This window comes from Oleomonas cavernae (assembly GCF_003590945.1).
In the GTDB taxonomy this organism is placed as follows: Bacteria; Pseudomonadota; Alphaproteobacteria; order Zavarziniales; family Zavarziniaceae; genus Zavarzinia; species Zavarzinia cavernae.
In genome coordinates this window covers 2531029-2547613 of record NZ_QYUK01000011.1, presented here as the reverse complement: position 1 = coordinate 2547613, position 16585 = coordinate 2531029, and the positions used below count along the sequence as shown (strand labels likewise).

The window sequence follows — 16585 nt, the reverse complement described above, 5'->3', positions numbered from 1 at the left end:
AAATTCCGTGGAGTACGCTCATGCCGCTTTTCGAACCGGCCCAGGCGGCTGGTCTCAGCCGTGACGAGCTTGAAGCCTATTGGATGCCCTTCACCGCCAATCGGGAGTTCAAGGACAACCCGCGCATGATCGTGGCCGCCGAGGGCAGCCACTATATCGATGCCAAGGGCCGCCGGATCTATGACAGCCTGTCGGGCCTGTGGTGCACCGGCTCGGGCCACCGCCGGCGCGAGATCATCGACGCGGTCTCCAAACAGATTGCCGAACTCGACTACGCCCCCGGCTTCCAGTTCAGCCACCCGGGCGCTTTCAAGCTGGCCAACAAGGTGGCGGGCATGATGCCGGCCGGCCTCGATTATGTCTTCTTCACCGGCTCGGGCTCGGAATCCGCCGATACCTCGCTCAAGATGGCGCGGGCCTATTGGCGCCTGAAGGGCCAGCCGGAGAAGACCAAGCTGATCGGCCGGGTGAAGGGCTACCACGGCGTCAACTTCGGCGGCGTCTCGCTGGGCGGCATCGGCGGCAACCGCAAGCTCTATGGCACCCTGCTCGATACCGATCACCTGCCCCACACCCTGATCAAGGAGAACGCCTTCTCCAAGGGCATGCCCGAGAAGGGCGCCGAACTGGCCGATGCGCTCGAGGAACTTGTGGCATTGCACGACGCCTCGAACATCGCCGCGGTGATCGTCGAGCCGTTCTCGGGCTCGGCCGGCGTCATCGTGCCGCCCAAGGGCTATCTCCAGCGCCTGCGCGCGCTGTGCGACAAGCATAACATCCTGCTGATCTTCGACGAGGTCATCACCGGCTTCGGCCGCACCGGCCATGCCTTCGGCGCCAATGCCTTCGGCGTGACGCCCGACATCATGAACATCGCCAAGGGCCTGACCAACGGCACCGTGCCCATGGGCGCCGTGGTCGCGTCGAAGGAAATCTACGACACCTTCATGGCCAAGGGCGGGCACGAGTACCTGGTCGAATTCACCCATGGCTATACCTATTCGGGCCACCCGGTTGCCTGCGCCGCCGGCCTTGCCGCCATGGAGATCTTCGAGAAGGACAGGATGGCCGAACGCGCGGCCCAGCTCGGCGCCTATTTCGAGGAGGCGATCCACGGGTTGAAGGGCCTCAAATATGTCACCGACATCCGCAATTTCGGCCTGGCCGGCGCGCTTCAGATCGAAAGCGCGCCCGGCGAGCCGGCACGGCGGCCGTGGGAAATTTCCATGAAGTGCTGGGAAGCGGGTTACTATGTCCGCTATGGCGGCGACACGATCCAGCTTGCCCCGCCCTTCATCTCGGAACACGAGGATATCGACGGGCTGATGAACGTGCTGGGTGACGCCATCACCAGTCTGAATTGAGGGTTCGATGGCGTTCGACTGTACCATCCCTGCCGTGCCGAGCGTGCAGCAGGACGATGACGATGTCCGCATCACCCGCTGGGATTTCCAGCCCGGCGCGGTGACCGGCTGGCACGAGCACGGCTGGCCCTATTTCGTGGTCATGCTGATGGCCGGCACCCTGCGCATCCACAACGGCGAGACGGTCAGCGACGTGCCGCTGGCCCAGGGCCAGGCCTACAAGCGCCCGGCGGGCATCCGCCACGACGTGATGAACGGCTCCCAGCACCCGATCGCCTTCGTCGAGATCGAGATCAAGCGGCCCGAGGCGGTGTTCCATTCGGCGGTCGCATAACCTATATCGTCATCCCGGCGAAGGCCGGGATCCACTGTCGTGGAACACTGGGACAGACCCGTATCGCCACCGCCGTGGATCCCGGCCTTCGCCGGGATGACGATCGATATCTATCGGCCCAGCCGATCCTTGATGCCCAGCCCGGCATAGGCGGCGCGCAGGTAGGTCTGGCGCAGGGCGGGGAAGGGGAAGCGGGGAATGGGCTGCGCGATCGGCGCCGGCAGGTCCAGCTTCTGGCCGGCCAGGCGCCGGCCGATCAGGCTGCCGCCCAGGGAACCCATGGCGACGCCGTTGCCGTGAAAGGCCAGCAGGTAGTGGACGCTGCCGTCCTCGGTCGTGCCCAGGTGGGGCAGCAGGTCGAAGGACAGGTCGGTCAGGCCGCGCCAGAAATGGCTGATCTCGACCCCGCGCCACACCGGAAACATCCGGCCCAGATCACCGATCAATTGCGCCCGCATCGCCGCCTGCGCCGCCGGGGTGGCCGAGATGCCGCCGCGGGCGCCGAACATCATCCGGCCGTCGGGCAGCAGGCGGAAGTAATGCAGCAGGTTGCGGGTGTCGGCGCACATGGTCAGGCTGTCGAAGCCCTGGGCGGCGCGCTCCGGCGCGGTCAGCGGGCGGGTCGTGATGATGTTGGTCAGCACCGGCAGCAGCCGGCCGCTGAAGTCCGGGTGCAAGGCATCGCGGGTGAAGCCGGCGGTGGCGACCACCACCCGGTCGGCCAGGACCGATCCCTTGGGCGTCGCCAGACGATGGCGCCGGCCTTCGCGGGTCCACTGCACCACCGGGCTTTGCCCGTGCAGACGGGCGCCCGCCGCCTGGGCCAGGCGGGCCAGGCCGTGGACATATTTCAGCGGGTGGAGGGGGAAGCCCAGCGGCTCCAGCAGGGCGCCATGCGCCTCGGCGCTGTTCAGGCCGCGCGCGCGCAAGGCCTCTTTGGGGACGATTTCACAGGTTACACCGAACAGCTCGCGGTAGAGCGCGGCATCGGCCACGAAATCGGCGGCGGCGCGGGGATGGTGGGCCAGCCTGGCCTCGCCGTCGGGGCCTATGTCGGCGTCGATGGCATTGTCGCGCAGCAGGCTGCGGACATGCTCGATCGCCGCCACCTGCAGGCGGAAGAAGCCCTGTGCCTCGGCCAGGCCGAAGCGCTTGATGATGGCCGACCAGGGCAGCTTGGACGAGCCCAGGCAGCAGAAGCCACCGTTGCGCCCCGACGCGCCCCAGCCGATGGCGGCGGCATCCAGCACCAGGGCGCTGGTCTTGGCCTCGCGCCCCAGGGTCAGGGCGGCGTTGAGGCCGGTGTAACCGCCGCCGATGATGGCGACATCGGTGGTGACATCGCCGTCGAGCGGCGGCGCCGCAGGCCCCAGTCCCGCCGAGGCCGCCCACCAACTATCCACCGGGCGGTCATAGGCATGGATCGAAGGGTGATGCAGATCGCTCAGTGGACAACTCCCGTACCGTCACCCACCGCGCTGAAGCCGGCCCAGAACAGCGGGTGCGACCACTCTAGCGGGCCGGCGCCGTCGATCAAGGCCAGTTGCGCGCGCCGCAGCGCCTCGGCCCCGCCGGTGCCCTCGGCCGAGGGGTGGAACAGCCGGGTCATCAGGGCCGCGGTGGAGGCGTCGGGCACCGGCCAGTGCGACACCACCAGGCGCCGCGCCCCGGCATAGAAGAAGGCGCGGGCCAGGCCCGACAGCGCCTCGCCGCCGTTCTTGCCGTCGGTGCCGCCGGTATTGCAGGCCGACAGCACGACGAGATCGGCATCCAGCTTCAGGTCGAGAATGTCGCTGAGCTTGAGCAGCGCACTGTCGGCCCCGCCGGCCTGGTTCGGCGTGACCAGCAGCGCCGGCTCGGCAAAGCAGCGGATCTCGCTGGCCAGCACGGCATGGGTGGCGAAATAGACGATGCGGTAATCGCTCAGCGGGCTGCCGGTGACCGCCGCCTTGGTAAAGCTGTCGCCCAGTTTCAGGGCGCCGCTGCCGGCCCCGACCAGGTTGGCGACCCCGCGCAATTCCGCGGCGGTGCCGGGCAGGGGGCCCAGGGCGCCGAGAACCTTGCGGTCGCGCGCGCAGCCGGCAGGCAGGTCCGAAAACAGGCCGGCGACGTCGCGCGGTGGTTGGTAGTTGCCAAAGCCGATCATCGGCTGGGTGCCCCCCGATACCGCCGTCGCCCGGCGCAGATCGGCAAAGGCGCGCACCGACGGCACCACCGCCAGGGCGTGGTGGCGGACCAGCCAGTCGACCCCGCGGTAGTCGCCGCCGGCAACGCTGGTGCCGTCGCGCACCAGGATCCCCAGGGGGATGCTGGCCAGCGGCCCGTTGGCACTGGTGACCAGGGTTTCGACCCCGTCGAGATCGGCCTGGGCCGGGCCGAACAGGGCGGTGTAGAGACCGTGCGCGGTATCGACGGGGAAACGCGGCAGCTTGCCGTCCCTGGTCGGTATCGTGGCCTTGCGCAGGGTGATGATGGCATCGCCCAGGGCCTTGTCGCCGGCGTCGATGCGCCAGACCCGCAGGCGGTCGGCCCGCACCAGGAAGCCATAGGTCGCATTCTCGGCCGAGGCGAAGGCCACCAGGGCCTCGTCCGGTTTCAGGATGCCCTGCAACTCGGCCGCGGTAACCGGGGTGGCCAGAAGCTGGCGGTAGCCCGACGAGGCCGCCTGCACCTGCTCGTCGAGCTGGCGGCCCTGCGCCTCGGTGGCGGTCAACTGGTCGCGCAGGCCGGCGATCGCCTTGGTGTCGCGCAGGTCGACGGGCACGGCCAGGGCCCGGTTCAGGCTGGCGACCAGGCTGTAACGCTTGCGATCGTTCTCCTGCTGGGCGCGGATGACCGCCCCGACGGCCTGGTCGCCCGCGGCCAGGCGCGCGGTCGCCAGGCTGACGGTGCGGCTGGTCACGCCCGAGCGCATCAACTGCATGGCCTCGAACATTTCGACCGACAGGGCCGCGCGCTTGTCGGGTTCGGCCGTTGCCACCGCCTCGGCCACGTCGAGGAACCCGACGAGTTCCCGCGGGCGGATTTCGGCATTGCGCGCCTTCAGGATGGCAAAGCCCTGGCGATAGGACTCGATCGCCGCCGTCGCCTCGCCATTGGCGTAGAGGCTGCGCCCCAGCCCCAGCCGGGCCAGGCCCTCGGGCACGGACTGGGGCAGGATGTTCACCCAGATGCGCACCGCTTCGCCTTGCAGGGCCACGGCGGTCCCGGCGTTGCCCTGGGCCCGGGCGATGGTCGCCCGGGTTTCCAGGAATTGCGGCAACCACCACGGGGGCGCCGTGCGGTTGTTGCGGGCGATGGCGATGGCTTCATCGGCGGTGCGCGCGGCGGCGTCGAGATCGCCCTGGCGCAGATAGAGCGCTGCCTGGGTGTGCAGGCTTTGCGCCACATCGACCGCCAGAACGGCCGCGGAAACGCCGCCGTAGGCGATCAGGTCGTTGCCTTCGGCGGCGCTGCCCAGGGCCGCGCCCGGCGGCAGGCCCGCCTCGCGCTCGGCCAGGCGGCGGCGTTCGGCGGTCGCCTTCTCGGCAAAGGTGATGGCGATGGCGAGCTTGCCCTGGTTGGCCGCGTCGATCGCCCGGTAGCTGAGCAGGCGCGGCAGATCGCCGGGATTGATGCTTTCCGCCGCCAGGCGCTGCGCCTCGTCGAGCAGGGGCGCGGCCTCGTCATAGCGGCCCTGGTTGGACAGTTCCAAGGCCACGTGCATCAGCGGATCGGCGGCGCTGGGGTCGTCGTTGCCGATCGCCTCGGCCTGGGCCAGCAGGGCCCGGCGATAGGCTTCCTCCGATGCGGCGAAGTCCTGCACCGTGTCCTTGTACTGGGCGTCGGCCATGGCGGTGTAGTAGGTGTCGATGGTATTGGCCCCGGTCAGGGGCCGCCCGGTCGCCGCGCGGACCATGGCGATGGCACGGGACTCGGCGGTCTGGCCGCCCAGCGTGCCGCGGCCCAGGGCCGCCAGGACCGCCTGCTCGACCACCGGCAAGGCGGCGGGAATGCCGTCGGCCAGGAACAACCGGTCGCCGCTGGTAATCGCCAGGGCCATGGTCGGGAAACCGCCATTGATCAGCCGGCAAGCCATCAGCACGCCCGGCAGGTCGCCGGCGAAGGTGGAGGCCTGGGGGTCGGCGCAGCGCATCCGGCCGTTCAACTCCTCGCGCCAGGGCCCGCCGGCGATGGCCGCGGCCGCGTCGCCGCTGGTCGCGACCAGGCGGGCCGAAGGCTGCGCCCAGGTCCCGCAATGGATCTCGTAGCGTGACTCCGACCCGCCGGCTGCCTTGCGGGTTACCGTGCAGCTTTCCCCGACCAGGTTGTTGCCGGCGGTGCGCGGCTCGCCGGTGGTGAAGTCGCCGCCGCCCGCACAGCCCGCCAGCAGCAGCGCGGCGAGGACCAGAAGATGGCGCCCGGTCATTGCGCTTTCTCCTCCTCGGCGGGGGCGGATTCGTCGAGATCGAGTCGCCACAGGGCATCCTTGCCGGTGTTGGAGAAGACGAAGCGGGGATCGTCGATGAAGGCGTCGCCGGCGGCGACGATCAGCGGCGGCGCGGAGAGGACCAGCACCAGCGGTGGATCGGGCAGGTGGAAATCGATCTCGCTGCGCGGGATATCGTCGATCGAGAAGCAGCCCACGGCCATGACGCAGCCGTTGAACAGATAGGTATCGGCGATGCCGTCCGGCCGCAGGACCGCCCGCGCCGCATCCGATCCGCTGGCGCCGCCAATGGTGCCGCCCATGGTGGCCGAGCCGGTGACATGGAACACGGTCAGCGAGGTGAAGGCGACGTCGAGCCCCGTGATCGAGGCTTCGCCCGCGTCGATGATCACGTCGTTGCCGGTGACGGGACCGTCGAGCAGGATGTCGCCGGCGGTCGAGGTCAGGATATTGGTGTTGAGGGTGACCGACGGGGCCGACAGGGTGAGGGCGCCGATGGTCGTGAACGAACCGCCGTTGGTACGATAGAGGTCCCCCGTCAGCAGGATGGTCGGCGCGCGGTAGAACTGCGGCCCGAAGGTGGTGACGGACGGCGGATCGATGGCATTGCCGGCGGTCAGGCTGAAGCCCGCCAGGGGCTCTTCCTGGCCGACCTCGCCCAGGATGGTGATGTCGCCGCCGGCATTGAACGTGGCGAGGCCGCGCAGGCCGTCGCCGCCGTCCGAGCCGCTGTCGATGGTGCCGGTAATCGTCAGGTCGTCCGCGGCATCGATGCCGACCTCCCCGACCAGGAACAGGTCGCCCTCGACGGCGATGTCCCCGGCTTCGCTGTCGTAGTCGCCGACGGCCATGAGTATCGAGGCGGCCGTATAGCGCTGGTCGCCGGTCGTATGGACCCCGGCCTCGAGCCCGATCTCGCCGGCCGCGTCAACCTCGAGGCTGCCCAGCCGGCGATTGCCGCCCACCTCCCCCAGCAGGCTGACCGAACTGTCGCTGGAGCTGATGTCCAGGTCGGCGGGTGCGGCGGCATCGTCATCGGTGTCGAGGGTGCCGGCGATGGTGACCGTATCGGTGGCACTGATGCTCGTCGCCCCGGCGACGGTGGTGTCGCCCGACAGCAACAGGCCGCCGCCGGCACTATAGGTCGATCCGGTCAGGGCGATGTCGGGTGCTCGTACGATCAGGTCCCCGTTGACGGCGATATCGGCTAGGAAGGCGTTGACGTCGCCGTCCACCGTGAGGTCGCCCAACCGGCGGGTCTGGCCGACCGGTGCATTCAGCACCACGCCGCTGTTTTCCGAGGTGATGGCGAGGTTGGGGGCCCCCGCGGCGGCGGGCGAGCGGTCGATCGAGCCGGTGATGATCACCGCGCCGGCGCCTGTCAGGTCGGTATCCTGGGTGATGCCGACCGCGCCGGTGAGCTTCAATTCCGTGCCGGCGGTGTAGGTGCTGCCGTTCAGCTCGATTGCCTCGGCGATCAGGGTGATCTCGTCGCTCGAGGTAATGCTGGCGGTGGCAAGCGTGGTTGCCGCCGTCGCCCTCAGGCCGTCGATCGCCGTGGTGCCGCCGACGATACCGGCGAAGGCAACGCTGCCGGCCTGCGCGGTGACGGTCAGGCTGTCGCCGCCGCCGGCGGCGGCATCGACGGTACTGCTGAACGAGGCCGAGTCCCCGGCGGTGATCGTGACCGGCCCCTCGATCGTCGCCGGGCCGACAACGGCCACATTGCCGGTATCGCTGTCGTAGTCGCCCGCCAGGGCGACGCCGGCACCGGCAAAGCGCTGGTTGCCGACAGTGTTGGCGCCGGCGACCGTGACCTGGTCGCCCGCGGTCAGCGAAACCGACGCCAGCCGGGCGACGCCGCCGATCACGCCCCGGACCGTGACATCGCCCGTGCTGCCGGCGGTTGCCGTCAGGCGGGCGATCGCCGCACCGGCGGCGTTGATCGTGCGGGTGAACAGGATCGAGCCATCGGCATCGACGGTGGTGACCCCGTCCAGCGTCGCGGCGCCGCTGACGGTGAAGTCGCCGCCGGCGTCATAGGTCTCGCCATTGAGGGCGACGGCCGGGCCGGTATAGGTCTGGCTGCCATTGGTCCGGGCATCCTGCACGGCGATCGAGGTCGCGGCATTGACGGCCAGGACATCGATGGCCTCGGAAGCGCCGATCGGGCCGGTAACCTCGACGCCGGCCTCGTTCGAGGTGATGGTCAGGTCGGTGCCGTCGCCGTTGATGCTGCCGTCGATCAGGACGGCGTCGTCGGCCTCGATCAGCGTGTCGTTGCCAAGCTCGACCGCGCCGGCGAAGGTCAGCAGGCCACCTGCGATATAGCGGCTGCCCGTCAGGTCGATGACCGGTGCGGCCAGGCTGATGAAGTCGCGTGTCGTGATGTCGGCGGCGCTGATTTGCGTCGCGGCGGTCGCTGTCACGCTGTTCGGCGCCTGGGTGTCGCCGATCGCCCCCGTGAAGGTGATGCCGCCATTCTCGGCGGTGACGACAAGGCTGTGGCCAGGCCCCGTCGCGGCATCGATCGTCGCGCTGAAGCTGACATTGTCGGCGGCGGTCACGCTCACCGGGCCGGTGATGGTGGCGGGGCCGACCACGTCGATGTCGCCGCCGTCGGCGTCATAGGCCCCGGCCAGCAGGACCGAGGCACCGGCATAGCGCTGGTCGCCCCTGGTGTTGGCGCCGACGGTCGAAACCTCGCCGCCCAGGGCGGTGAGGTTGACCGAGCCCAGGCGGTTGATGCCGCCGATCACGCCTTCGACCGTCACGTCGCCGGCCAAGCCGGCGGTGGCGACCAGGCTGCCCAGGCCGGCCTCGCGATCGATCGTGCCGGTGAACAGGATCGAGCCGCCGGCATCGACCGTCGTCACCCCGTCCAGGCGCGTGGTGCCGTCGACGGTGACGTCGCCGCCGGCGTCGTAAGTGGCCCCGCGCAGGGTGACGAGGGGGGCGGTGAAGCTCTGGTCGACGATGGTGGTGGCATCGCCGACGTCGATATCGGTCGCCGCCGTCACCACCAGATTGTCGGGGGCGAGCGTGCCGCCGATATTCCCGGTGACCAGGACATTGGCGGTGGTCGACTCCAGGGTCACGTCGATGCCGAAATCGGCGCCGCTGGAACGGTCGATGTTGCCGTCGACGGTCAGGGCATCATTGGCCGTGATTTCCGTGTCGACCAGCATTTCGACATCGCCAGTGACATCCAGCGCGCCGCCGATGGTGAACTGACCGCCGATCAGGTCGACCAGCGGCGCCGTCACGGTGACATCGCCCAGTGTATTGATGCCGCTGAACACGGCCTCGGCGCTGGCGGTGACCGTCAGGGTGTCGAACGGCGTGGTGCCGCCGATGTCGCGGAAGAAGCCCGCCCGGCCGCCGCGGGCGATCACCGTCAGGGTCTCGTCGCCCGTCACCCCGTTGACGGTGCCGGCGAATTCGGCGTTCGTTCCCGCATCCACGGTGACGTCGCCGTTGATGATGTTCGTGCCGGCCGAGGCGCTGTCGAAGGCGCCGGCCGAACTGACGTAGTCGCCGGCGCCGAAGTCGACGACCGGGGCAAAATAGACCTGGTCGCTCGACGTGCGCACGCCGGCGACCTCGATGCGGGTACCCCCGTGGCGCGGAAGCTGCTGAGTGGTGCGGTACTCCCGATCGGGCCGGCGATGAAGACGCCACCGAGGGAGCCGACCAATTCGAGCTTGGAATCGAAGGTGAATGGGGACGCATCAACCGGGCCGGTCATGCCGACAGAAACCGCTGCCGTCATGTTTGTCGCGCGATTGATCAGGGCGGGGCCGTTGACGCCGATGCTGCCGCCCGTGGTCGAGATACTAGCAGCGAAGAAGTTGGTACCGCCCAGCTTGGTGGTGAAGCCGATGTCATCCTGGCCTGTGATCGCGATGCCCTGTACGGCCGAACCCGCCAGGATATCGCCGGTGCCGAAGCTGCCCACGGTGGTGAACTGGGTTTCGACGGGCAGGTTCAGGGGCGGCGTGGCGACATCGAACTGCAGGATCACGTCGCTGTCGCCGCCGGCCAGGCCGGCGCCGGTGTTGATCACCGAACGGCTGGTGATCGTCAGGTCGTCGGCGGTGGCGAAGGCGTCGATGTCGGCCTGGTCGTACATGGCGTTGACGCCGCCCACCGTCACGCCGACGGTGGTGTTCTGGCCGCGGAAATAGGCCATGAAGGTGACGTCGTCGCCCTGGGTGGTGCCATTGATGCTCAGTTCCCCGTCGGGGCCCAGCGCGATGTTGAAATCATTCCCCGCTGTCAGGCTGGCGGTGTCTTCGATGAAGATGCCCTTGGCGCGGGCGTAGAGGTTGATGTCGTGGGCATCGGCGGTCACCGTCCCGGCATCGGACGAGCCGATGGAGATTGCATCGTACTCCAGCGACAACAGGCTGTCGGCCAGGCCGTCGAGCAGCGTATTGCCGGCAAAGCTGCCGTCGGTCGCGTCGATGCGCGCCTCGCCGAAACCGGCGCGGCCCTGGGCGACGAAGCGGTGGAAGCCCTGGATCGTGGTCTGCGTCGGGCCGCCGATGTCGAGGCTGTCGCTGAAGATGACGATGTCGTCCACGGTCATCGTGACATCGGCGCCCTGGCCGATCTGGGTCCGGCCGACCGACTGCTCGAAGCTGATGGTGCCGTCGGGCGCGGTGGTGGTCCGGCCGATCCGCAAGCTGTCGGCTGTAATCTGGACCGGGGCATCGGCACCGATCAGCACCTCGGGCGGCGAGGCGGACGTGGTCAGCGTGGGGGCCAGGCCGATCTGGATCGCGTCGGCGACGATCTTGGTATCGACTGCGCTGCCCAGGCGGATGCTGGCGCTTGAATCGTCGCCGGTGAACAGGTTCAGGGTGCCGACGCGCAGGTCGGTCGGGATCGCGGCGACGCCGCCGGATGGCTCGCCGACCAGGATCAGGTTTTGCGCGAAGACGGTGAAGGTGAGATCGGCATTGCCCATGGTCGTGGCATTGAAGCCGCCGCCGATGCCGACCGTCGTCGTGTCCGCCAGCCGGCCCAATTGCAGGGTGTCGACGGTCGAGAAGTCGAAGGCGAGCAACTCGTCGGTGAAGAAATTGAGGCCCGCGCCGGGAACGGCGGGGTTCATGAAGACGCCCTGCCCCGGGCCCCTGACAGGACGACGGTCGGCGCCCTGATGGTGTTGGGGAAGGTATCGCCACTGTCGCTGGCCGCAAGGCTCAGATTGCTCGAGGCGATGGTCAGGACGGCGGGCGTGCCGTCGGCGCCGTCGCGCACGTCGATCGAGGCCAGTTCGCCCGTGACGAAGCTGGGATCGAATTCGTCGCCGCCGCTGCTCACCGCCGGGGCGATCGCGTCGAAGAAGGCGCCGGCCGGCAGGTCCAGGCCGCCCAGGCCCAGGGGGCCGAGATCGACATCGGCGACCGAGCGGGCGGCGATATCGATGGTGCCGTCGACCTCGATCACGTTGCCGTGGGCATAGATGGTCGCGGCACCGCCATTGACGGTCGAAAAATCGCCCGAGAAGAACACCCGGCCGCCGCTGTCGCCGACATAGGAGGCATCGGCCACCAGGAAGATATCGCCGCCGTCGGCGGTGACGTCGCCGATATTGATGTCGCGGGTCACGCTGGGTGGCGTGCCGGCCGGTGCCTCGGCGATCTGCAGGTCGAGGATCAGCAGGCCTTGTTTGTTGGTGATGCCAAAGCCGTTGTTGAGCGAGATGCCGGCATTGGCCTCCAGGCTCAAGGTCGCCTGGCCGTCGCCGCCGGTACTGCCGACGGCGGTGTCGAGATCGGCCAGCAGCGTGATCGTGCCGGTGCCGGGCCCCGCCGCCGTGGTCGTGATCGAGACATCGGTACTGCCGTTCAGGCTGGCGGCGATCGCCGCGACATCGACGAAGGATTCGCCGGCGCCTGCGTCGGCGGGATTGCCGGAGATCACGACATCGGTCGGATCGAGCAGCCAGTTGCCCGCCAGGCCCAGGGGCGCGCCGGCGTCGACCCGGCCGCGGGAGACGGTCAGCGTGCCAAGGGACGAGGTTTCGACAAAGCCGCCGTTGCCCCCGCCGAACCGCCCCGGGCGGTGGCAAGGCCATCGAAGACCGTCGAGCGATCGGACCAGACGATGATCGAGCCGCCGTCGCCCTTGTCCCTGGCCGAAACGTTGATGGTCGCCCCCTGGGCAACCGAGGCGACCTGCGCATGGGGTGTCGTGCCGCCGCCCTTCTTGTCGCCGCCGATCCGCACCTTGCCGCCGCCGGCACTGCCCGAGGCATCGACCTTGGCGCTCGAGGTCAGCGCCACCGTGGCACCGGTAACCTCGATCGTGCCGCCCTTGGTGCCGGCCGCGGCACCCGAGGCATCGAGCGTGCCGGAGACCACGGTGGTGCCCTCGCCGCCCGACAGCACGATGGTGCCGCCCTCCAGGCCGACGCTCTGCGCGGTGATCACCCCGCTCATGTCGATGGCCTTGTCGACCACCGAGGCGGCCTGGCCGGCACTGAGGATGACGGTGCCGCCGGCGGCATCGATGGTGCCCGAATTGCTGACCTGGGGGTTGCCGGGGGTGCGGTTGACCGGCTGGCCGGTATCGAAGGAAATCAGGCCGTCGCCGGCGAGATCGACGGTAAAGGTCTCGGCACTGCCCAGGGCCACTGTGCCCAGTTTCGCGTTGATGACGTGGTTATTTTCGACGGTCGGTCCGACCAGGACGGCGAGGCCCTGATCGGCCGCGGTGATCAGGCCGTTGTTGATCACCTTGGCATCGGGATTGCCGGTCGGCCGATCGAAGTGATAGATGCCGTCGAGGAATTTCTTGTCATCGATGTCGGTGGTGGTGGCGACCAGGCCGCCGACGTTCACCTTGGCCCCGGCGCCGATCATCACGCCGTTCTGGTTGATCAGGAACACGTTGCCGTTAGCGGTCAAGGTGCCGTTGATCATCGAGGCTTCGCTGCCGGTGACACGGTTCAGCGCCACGGCATTGGCATTGGGCTGGACGAAGGTCGTCGTCTCGCCTGAATCGATCGAGAAGCCTTCCCAGTTGATGACGGCGCGGTTGCTGGTCTGGTTGATCGTGGTGGTGCCCGGCGCGGCGGTGATGGTGGCGCTGCCGCCCACCACCGTGCCGCCCGTGGGGTTGGCCCGCGCGGTCGGCGGGGCGGCAAGGGTTACCACCAGGCCCAGGGCCGTGGTCGCGAGCAGCCGGATCTTGGCGGACGGGCTCATGTGCAGGTTCAACATCGTTGCCTCCCCGTTCCGCCTAGAAGCTGCTGACTAGCCGGAAGTACACCGCCGGCTGGCGTCCGGCATCCTCGCCCTCGCGATCTGACCGGTCGCGCGTCAGCGGCTTCGCCACCTCGATCTCGGCCAAGGCGATCTCGGCGATATAGAGGCGCACGCCCGCGCCGGCCGAGGTCAAGGCGTCCGAGTCCGCTTCGCCGCTGGCTTCGTCGTTCCAGACCTGGCCCGCGTCGTAGAAGGCGTAAAGCTGGTAGGGCAGGTTGAAGCGGCCCTGCTCGGTGGTTTCGTCGATCACGCCGCTGAACTGCAACTCGATGGTGCCGGCCAGGGCATTGTCACCGGCCAGTTCGCCCGGGGCATAGCCGCGGCCGAAACGATAGCCGCCCAGGCGGAATTCCTCGTCCGCCAGCAAGGGGCCGTCGGATAATTGCCCCGCCGCCGCCAGATAGAGATCGAGCGAGCCGAAATCGAAGCTGACCAGGTGTTGCAGGCGCGAGAGCTCCAGCGTCGCCTTGGTGAAGCTGCCATCGGCGCCCGCACGCGACAGGTTGGAATCGCTGTCCTTGGAGGCGCCGAACAGATCGAGCCCGGCGTGAAGCCCCAGGGTGGCCCGGGTGACGCCCGCCAGGCTGTCGCGGAATTCGCCCTCCAGCGTGCCACGCAGCACCCGCAGGCGATCTTCGGTGATCGGGGCATCCAGGGCCGCATCGTCTTCGTCCAGGTAGTCGAAGGCGACCGCGCCGGTCAGCGACAGGCGCCGGCTGCGCAGGATGGGGTAGGACAACGACAGGCCGAACCGGGTGGCCTCCGTCTCGACGTCGGCGACGCTCAACGCCTCGCCCGGCTGGCCGACGGCGTAGGAGGCGTAGGCGCGCAGGCGCAGGCCATCCTCGTTCAAGGTCGTCTCGCCCGAGAGCTGGGCCAGGCGTTGCTCGTCGTCGAGCAGGCTGTCGTTGAACAGGCTGGAAAACACCACCAGCTCCAGCCGCTCGGCCAGCGGCGTGAAGCTGTTCATGCCGGCGCCCAGGGTAAGGCCCCAGGGCCCCAGGAATTCCGACCCGCGATTGTCGATGGCGGCGAAACCGTCGAAGGCCTTGCGCACCACCTCGATCGTCAACTGGCTGGCGCCGCGCTCGCCGGCAACCGGGCTCAGCGTGCCGCGCGCGGTCAGGCCCGGCAGGTCGTTGATCAGGAGGAGCTGGCGTTCGACGGTGTCGAGCCGGGCCGGGCCGCCGTCGGTGACACGCTTCGCCATCGCCTCGACCAGGTCGCGGCTGCCGCCGGTATCGCCGATGACCGAGACCGTCTTGATATAGCCCTCGACCACGGTCAGGCGCACGCGGCCGCCGTCGATGCGCTGGGCTGGCACCACCACGCGGGTGAGGAAATAGCCGTCGTCGCGATAGTGCGCCTCGATCGCCGCGGCGATCGCGAAGATTTCGGCCAAGGAAACCGTGGTGCCGATCTTTTCGGCATAGAATGGGGCGAGTTGTTCGGGCGTGTAGACCGTGCCGCTGTCGATGTCGAGGCCGGCCAGGCTGAAGGTCACGCTTTCGGCCCCCGCCGGCGGGGCGCCTGCCGGGGCCGGCGCCAATTCAAGCCCGGGCGCTGCCGGGGCGGGCGGCGGCGTCAAGGCTTCGGGGGCAACGTCGGGGCGCGCCGAACTGGGCAGTGGCGGGGTCTGTGCCCAGGCCGGCGACGCCAGGGCAGCCAGCGCCATCACGCCTGCTGCCATCGCCGCTTTCGATCGGCGTCGCGCGGGGCGGGTCAGGTCACCCGATGTGCCCATGCGGCCGAAAGAACGGCACCATACGGATATCGCCATTACGCCCCCCTCGGCGGCACGCGGCGATTGTTACGCCCGCCGTGCCGTCAGAGTCTCAAGCCCTGCAATCGCTTGCCGTTTATCCCCCGGCAGCGGCCGCAGGGTAGCATCATCGCGAACGGGAAAGAACCCACCGCGTGGCCTGGACCGGGCCGGCCGACGCGCGATCTCGCAGGCTGAAATCTGCCTGATCGGAAGGGGCGGGAATATCCTTCACATGAAGGATCGGGCGCAAACAACCCTGGCAGGCAGGCACGGCGGTCAGAAATCCGCCGGGTTGGGCACGGCCTCGCGGAAGCGGGCGCGCAGATCGGCCAGGGTCTGCTCGGAGACGCCGAGCTGGCGGGCGCCGAACAGGGCGGCCGACGGGGTAAAGCCCAGATAGGCCTGCATCTCGTTGATCACCAGGGGTTCGTTCTTGGTGTCGTAGCCGGCCTTGTCGAGGAAGCGGGTGAACAGCTTGCGCTCGGCGGCGCTCAGGCCATTGCGCCAGAAATCGTCGCAGGCGGCGCGGAAGAACACCTGGGTGAAGAATTCGCCGTGCGCCATTTCGTGGCGCAGGATGTCGCGGCGCAACTCGATCGCCTTGTCCTCGTCGGTGGCGATGCCGGCGACGCTGATCACGGCCTGGACCGGCTCCCCGGCGCTGAAGCCCTTGTCGGCCACCCGCAGCACCTTCTGCTTCAGCAGGATTTCCAGCACCTCGCCCTCGGCCACGGTGATGCCCACCCCTTCCGCCAGGGTGAAGAAGCGCGCCAGCGCGGTGCCGTCATAGTCGTGGCCGCCGTAATAGGTGTCGTAGTTCTTGCCGGCAGCGCTGATCAGCCCGCGCAACTCGCTGTCGCTCAGCACCCGGTCGTGCGGCGCATCCTTCTTCTCGGTCAGGGCCGCGACCCGGTTCAAGGCCACGGCCTGGGCGTGCAGGGACGGGAAATCCAGGATCAGCACCCGCGGGTTGTGCGCGGCACGGTAGACCGTCAGCTTTGTCGGCTGGTTGGTGGCGATCTGTTCCAGGGTCGCGCGCGGGATGGCGGCGGGCGTGGCCGTGGGCGGCGGCGCGATGATGGTCGCCGGGGTCGGCGGGGTTGCGGGCTCGGGCGCTGGTGTCGGCGCCAGATCGGGCAGGGCGGCCGATCCCTCCGGCCCGATCGTCGTGAAGGGATCGGGGGCCGCCGTCGGCACCGGGGGCGGCGCCGGCGTGGGCGCCGCGGCGGCGACCGACGGGGACGGCTGGCCGGCCAGGCCCCGGCTTGGGCCTGATTGGGCATCGAGCCAGAACAGCCCGCCCACCAGCAGGCCGGCCACCCCGGCACCCAGGAAACCCCACAGCACGCCGTGGCCGCGGTTGGCGCGGCGGCGCGGCGGCCGGTCGGCGGTCACGGGCAGGCGCCGCGCCAT

The 16585-nt window shown here is 69.2% G+C and carries 9 protein-coding genes; 2 read left to right on the top strand and 7 right to left on the bottom strand.

Features of this window, described 5'->3' with window-relative positions; all coding sequences use genetic code 11:
- The first annotated feature begins 20 nt into the window (after positions 1–20).
- Positions 21–1364, top strand: a complete 1344-nt coding sequence (locus D3874_RS15990; RefSeq protein ID WP_119778967.1) for an aspartate aminotransferase family protein — start codon at positions 21–23, stop codon at positions 1362–1364.
- Positions 1365–1371: 7 nt separating this feature from the next.
- A complete protein-coding gene (locus tag D3874_RS15985; RefSeq protein ID WP_119778966.1) occupies positions 1372–1698 on the top strand; it encodes a cupin domain-containing protein in 327 nt (108 codons plus the stop codon).
- A gap of 110 nt (positions 1699–1808) precedes the next feature.
- Here D3874_RS15985 and D3874_RS15980 read toward each other — a convergent pair whose 3' ends face one another.
- From D3874_RS15980 to D3874_RS15950, 7 genes are all read right to left on the bottom strand, one after another.
- A complete protein-coding gene (locus D3874_RS15980) occupies positions 1809–3101 on the bottom strand; it encodes an NAD(P)/FAD-dependent oxidoreductase (RefSeq protein WP_158596063.1) in 1293 nt (430 codons plus the stop codon).
- Positions 3102–3142: 41 nt separating this feature from the next.
- Positions 3143–6106: a CHAT domain-containing protein gene (locus D3874_RS15975; RefSeq protein ID WP_119778964.1), complete on the bottom strand. Its 2964-nt coding sequence runs from the start codon at positions 6104–6106 to the stop codon at positions 3143–3145.
- Positions 6103–9720 carry a beta strand repeat-containing protein gene (locus D3874_RS15970; protein ID WP_119778963.1) on the bottom strand — a complete coding sequence of 1206 codons (3618 nt, stop codon included), beginning with the start codon at positions 9718–9720 and terminating at the stop codon, positions 6103–6105. Before D3874_RS15970 ends, D3874_RS15975 begins: the two co-directional genes overlap by 4 nt.
- A gap of 1522 nt (positions 9721–11242) precedes the next feature.
- Positions 11243–12061 (bottom strand): hypothetical protein, encoded by an 819-nt coding sequence (locus D3874_RS15965; RefSeq protein ID WP_119778962.1) that lies wholly within the window; start codon positions 12059–12061, stop codon positions 11243–11245.
- Between the two features lie 77 nt (positions 12062–12138).
- The gene (locus tag D3874_RS15960; protein ID WP_119778961.1) at positions 12139–13362 is read right to left on the bottom strand and encodes a two-partner secretion domain-containing protein; all 1224 of its coding nucleotides are present in this window, start codon (positions 13360–13362) and stop codon (positions 12139–12141) included.
- Positions 13363–13381: 19 nt separating this feature from the next.
- Positions 13382–15097, bottom strand: coding sequence for a ShlB/FhaC/HecB family hemolysin secretion/activation protein (locus D3874_RS15955; protein WP_158596062.1), 1716 nt, complete (start codon positions 15095–15097; stop codon positions 13382–13384).
- 351 nt (positions 15098–15448) lie between these two features.
- Complete coding sequence (locus D3874_RS15950; RefSeq protein ID WP_119778959.1) at positions 15449–16585, bottom strand: hypothetical protein; 1137 nt, start codon at positions 16583–16585, stop codon at positions 15449–15451.

Excerpts from the sequence above, each read along its gene's own strand:
- D3874_RS15960 (WP_119778961.1), bottom strand. The coding sequence starts at position 13,362 with ATGTTGAACCTGCACATGAGCCCGTCCGCCAAGATCCGGCTGCTCGCG.
- D3874_RS15950 (WP_119778959.1), bottom strand. The coding sequence starts at position 16,585 with ATGGCGCGGCGCCTGCCCGTGACCGCCGACCGGCCGCCGCGCCGCCGC.
- D3874_RS15975 (WP_119778964.1), bottom strand. The coding sequence starts at position 6,106 with ATGACCGGGCGCCATCTTCTGGTCCTCGCCGCGCTGCTGCTGGCGGGC.
- D3874_RS15990 (WP_119778967.1), top strand. The coding sequence starts at position 21 with ATGCCGCTTTTCGAACCGGCCCAGGCGGCTGGTCTCAGCCGTGACGAG.
- D3874_RS15955 (WP_158596062.1), bottom strand. The coding sequence starts at position 15,097 with ATGGCAGCAGGCGTGATGGCGCTGGCTGCCCTGGCGTCGCCGGCCTGG.
- D3874_RS15985 (WP_119778966.1), top strand. The coding sequence starts at position 1,372 with ATGGCGTTCGACTGTACCATCCCTGCCGTGCCGAGCGTGCAGCAGGAC.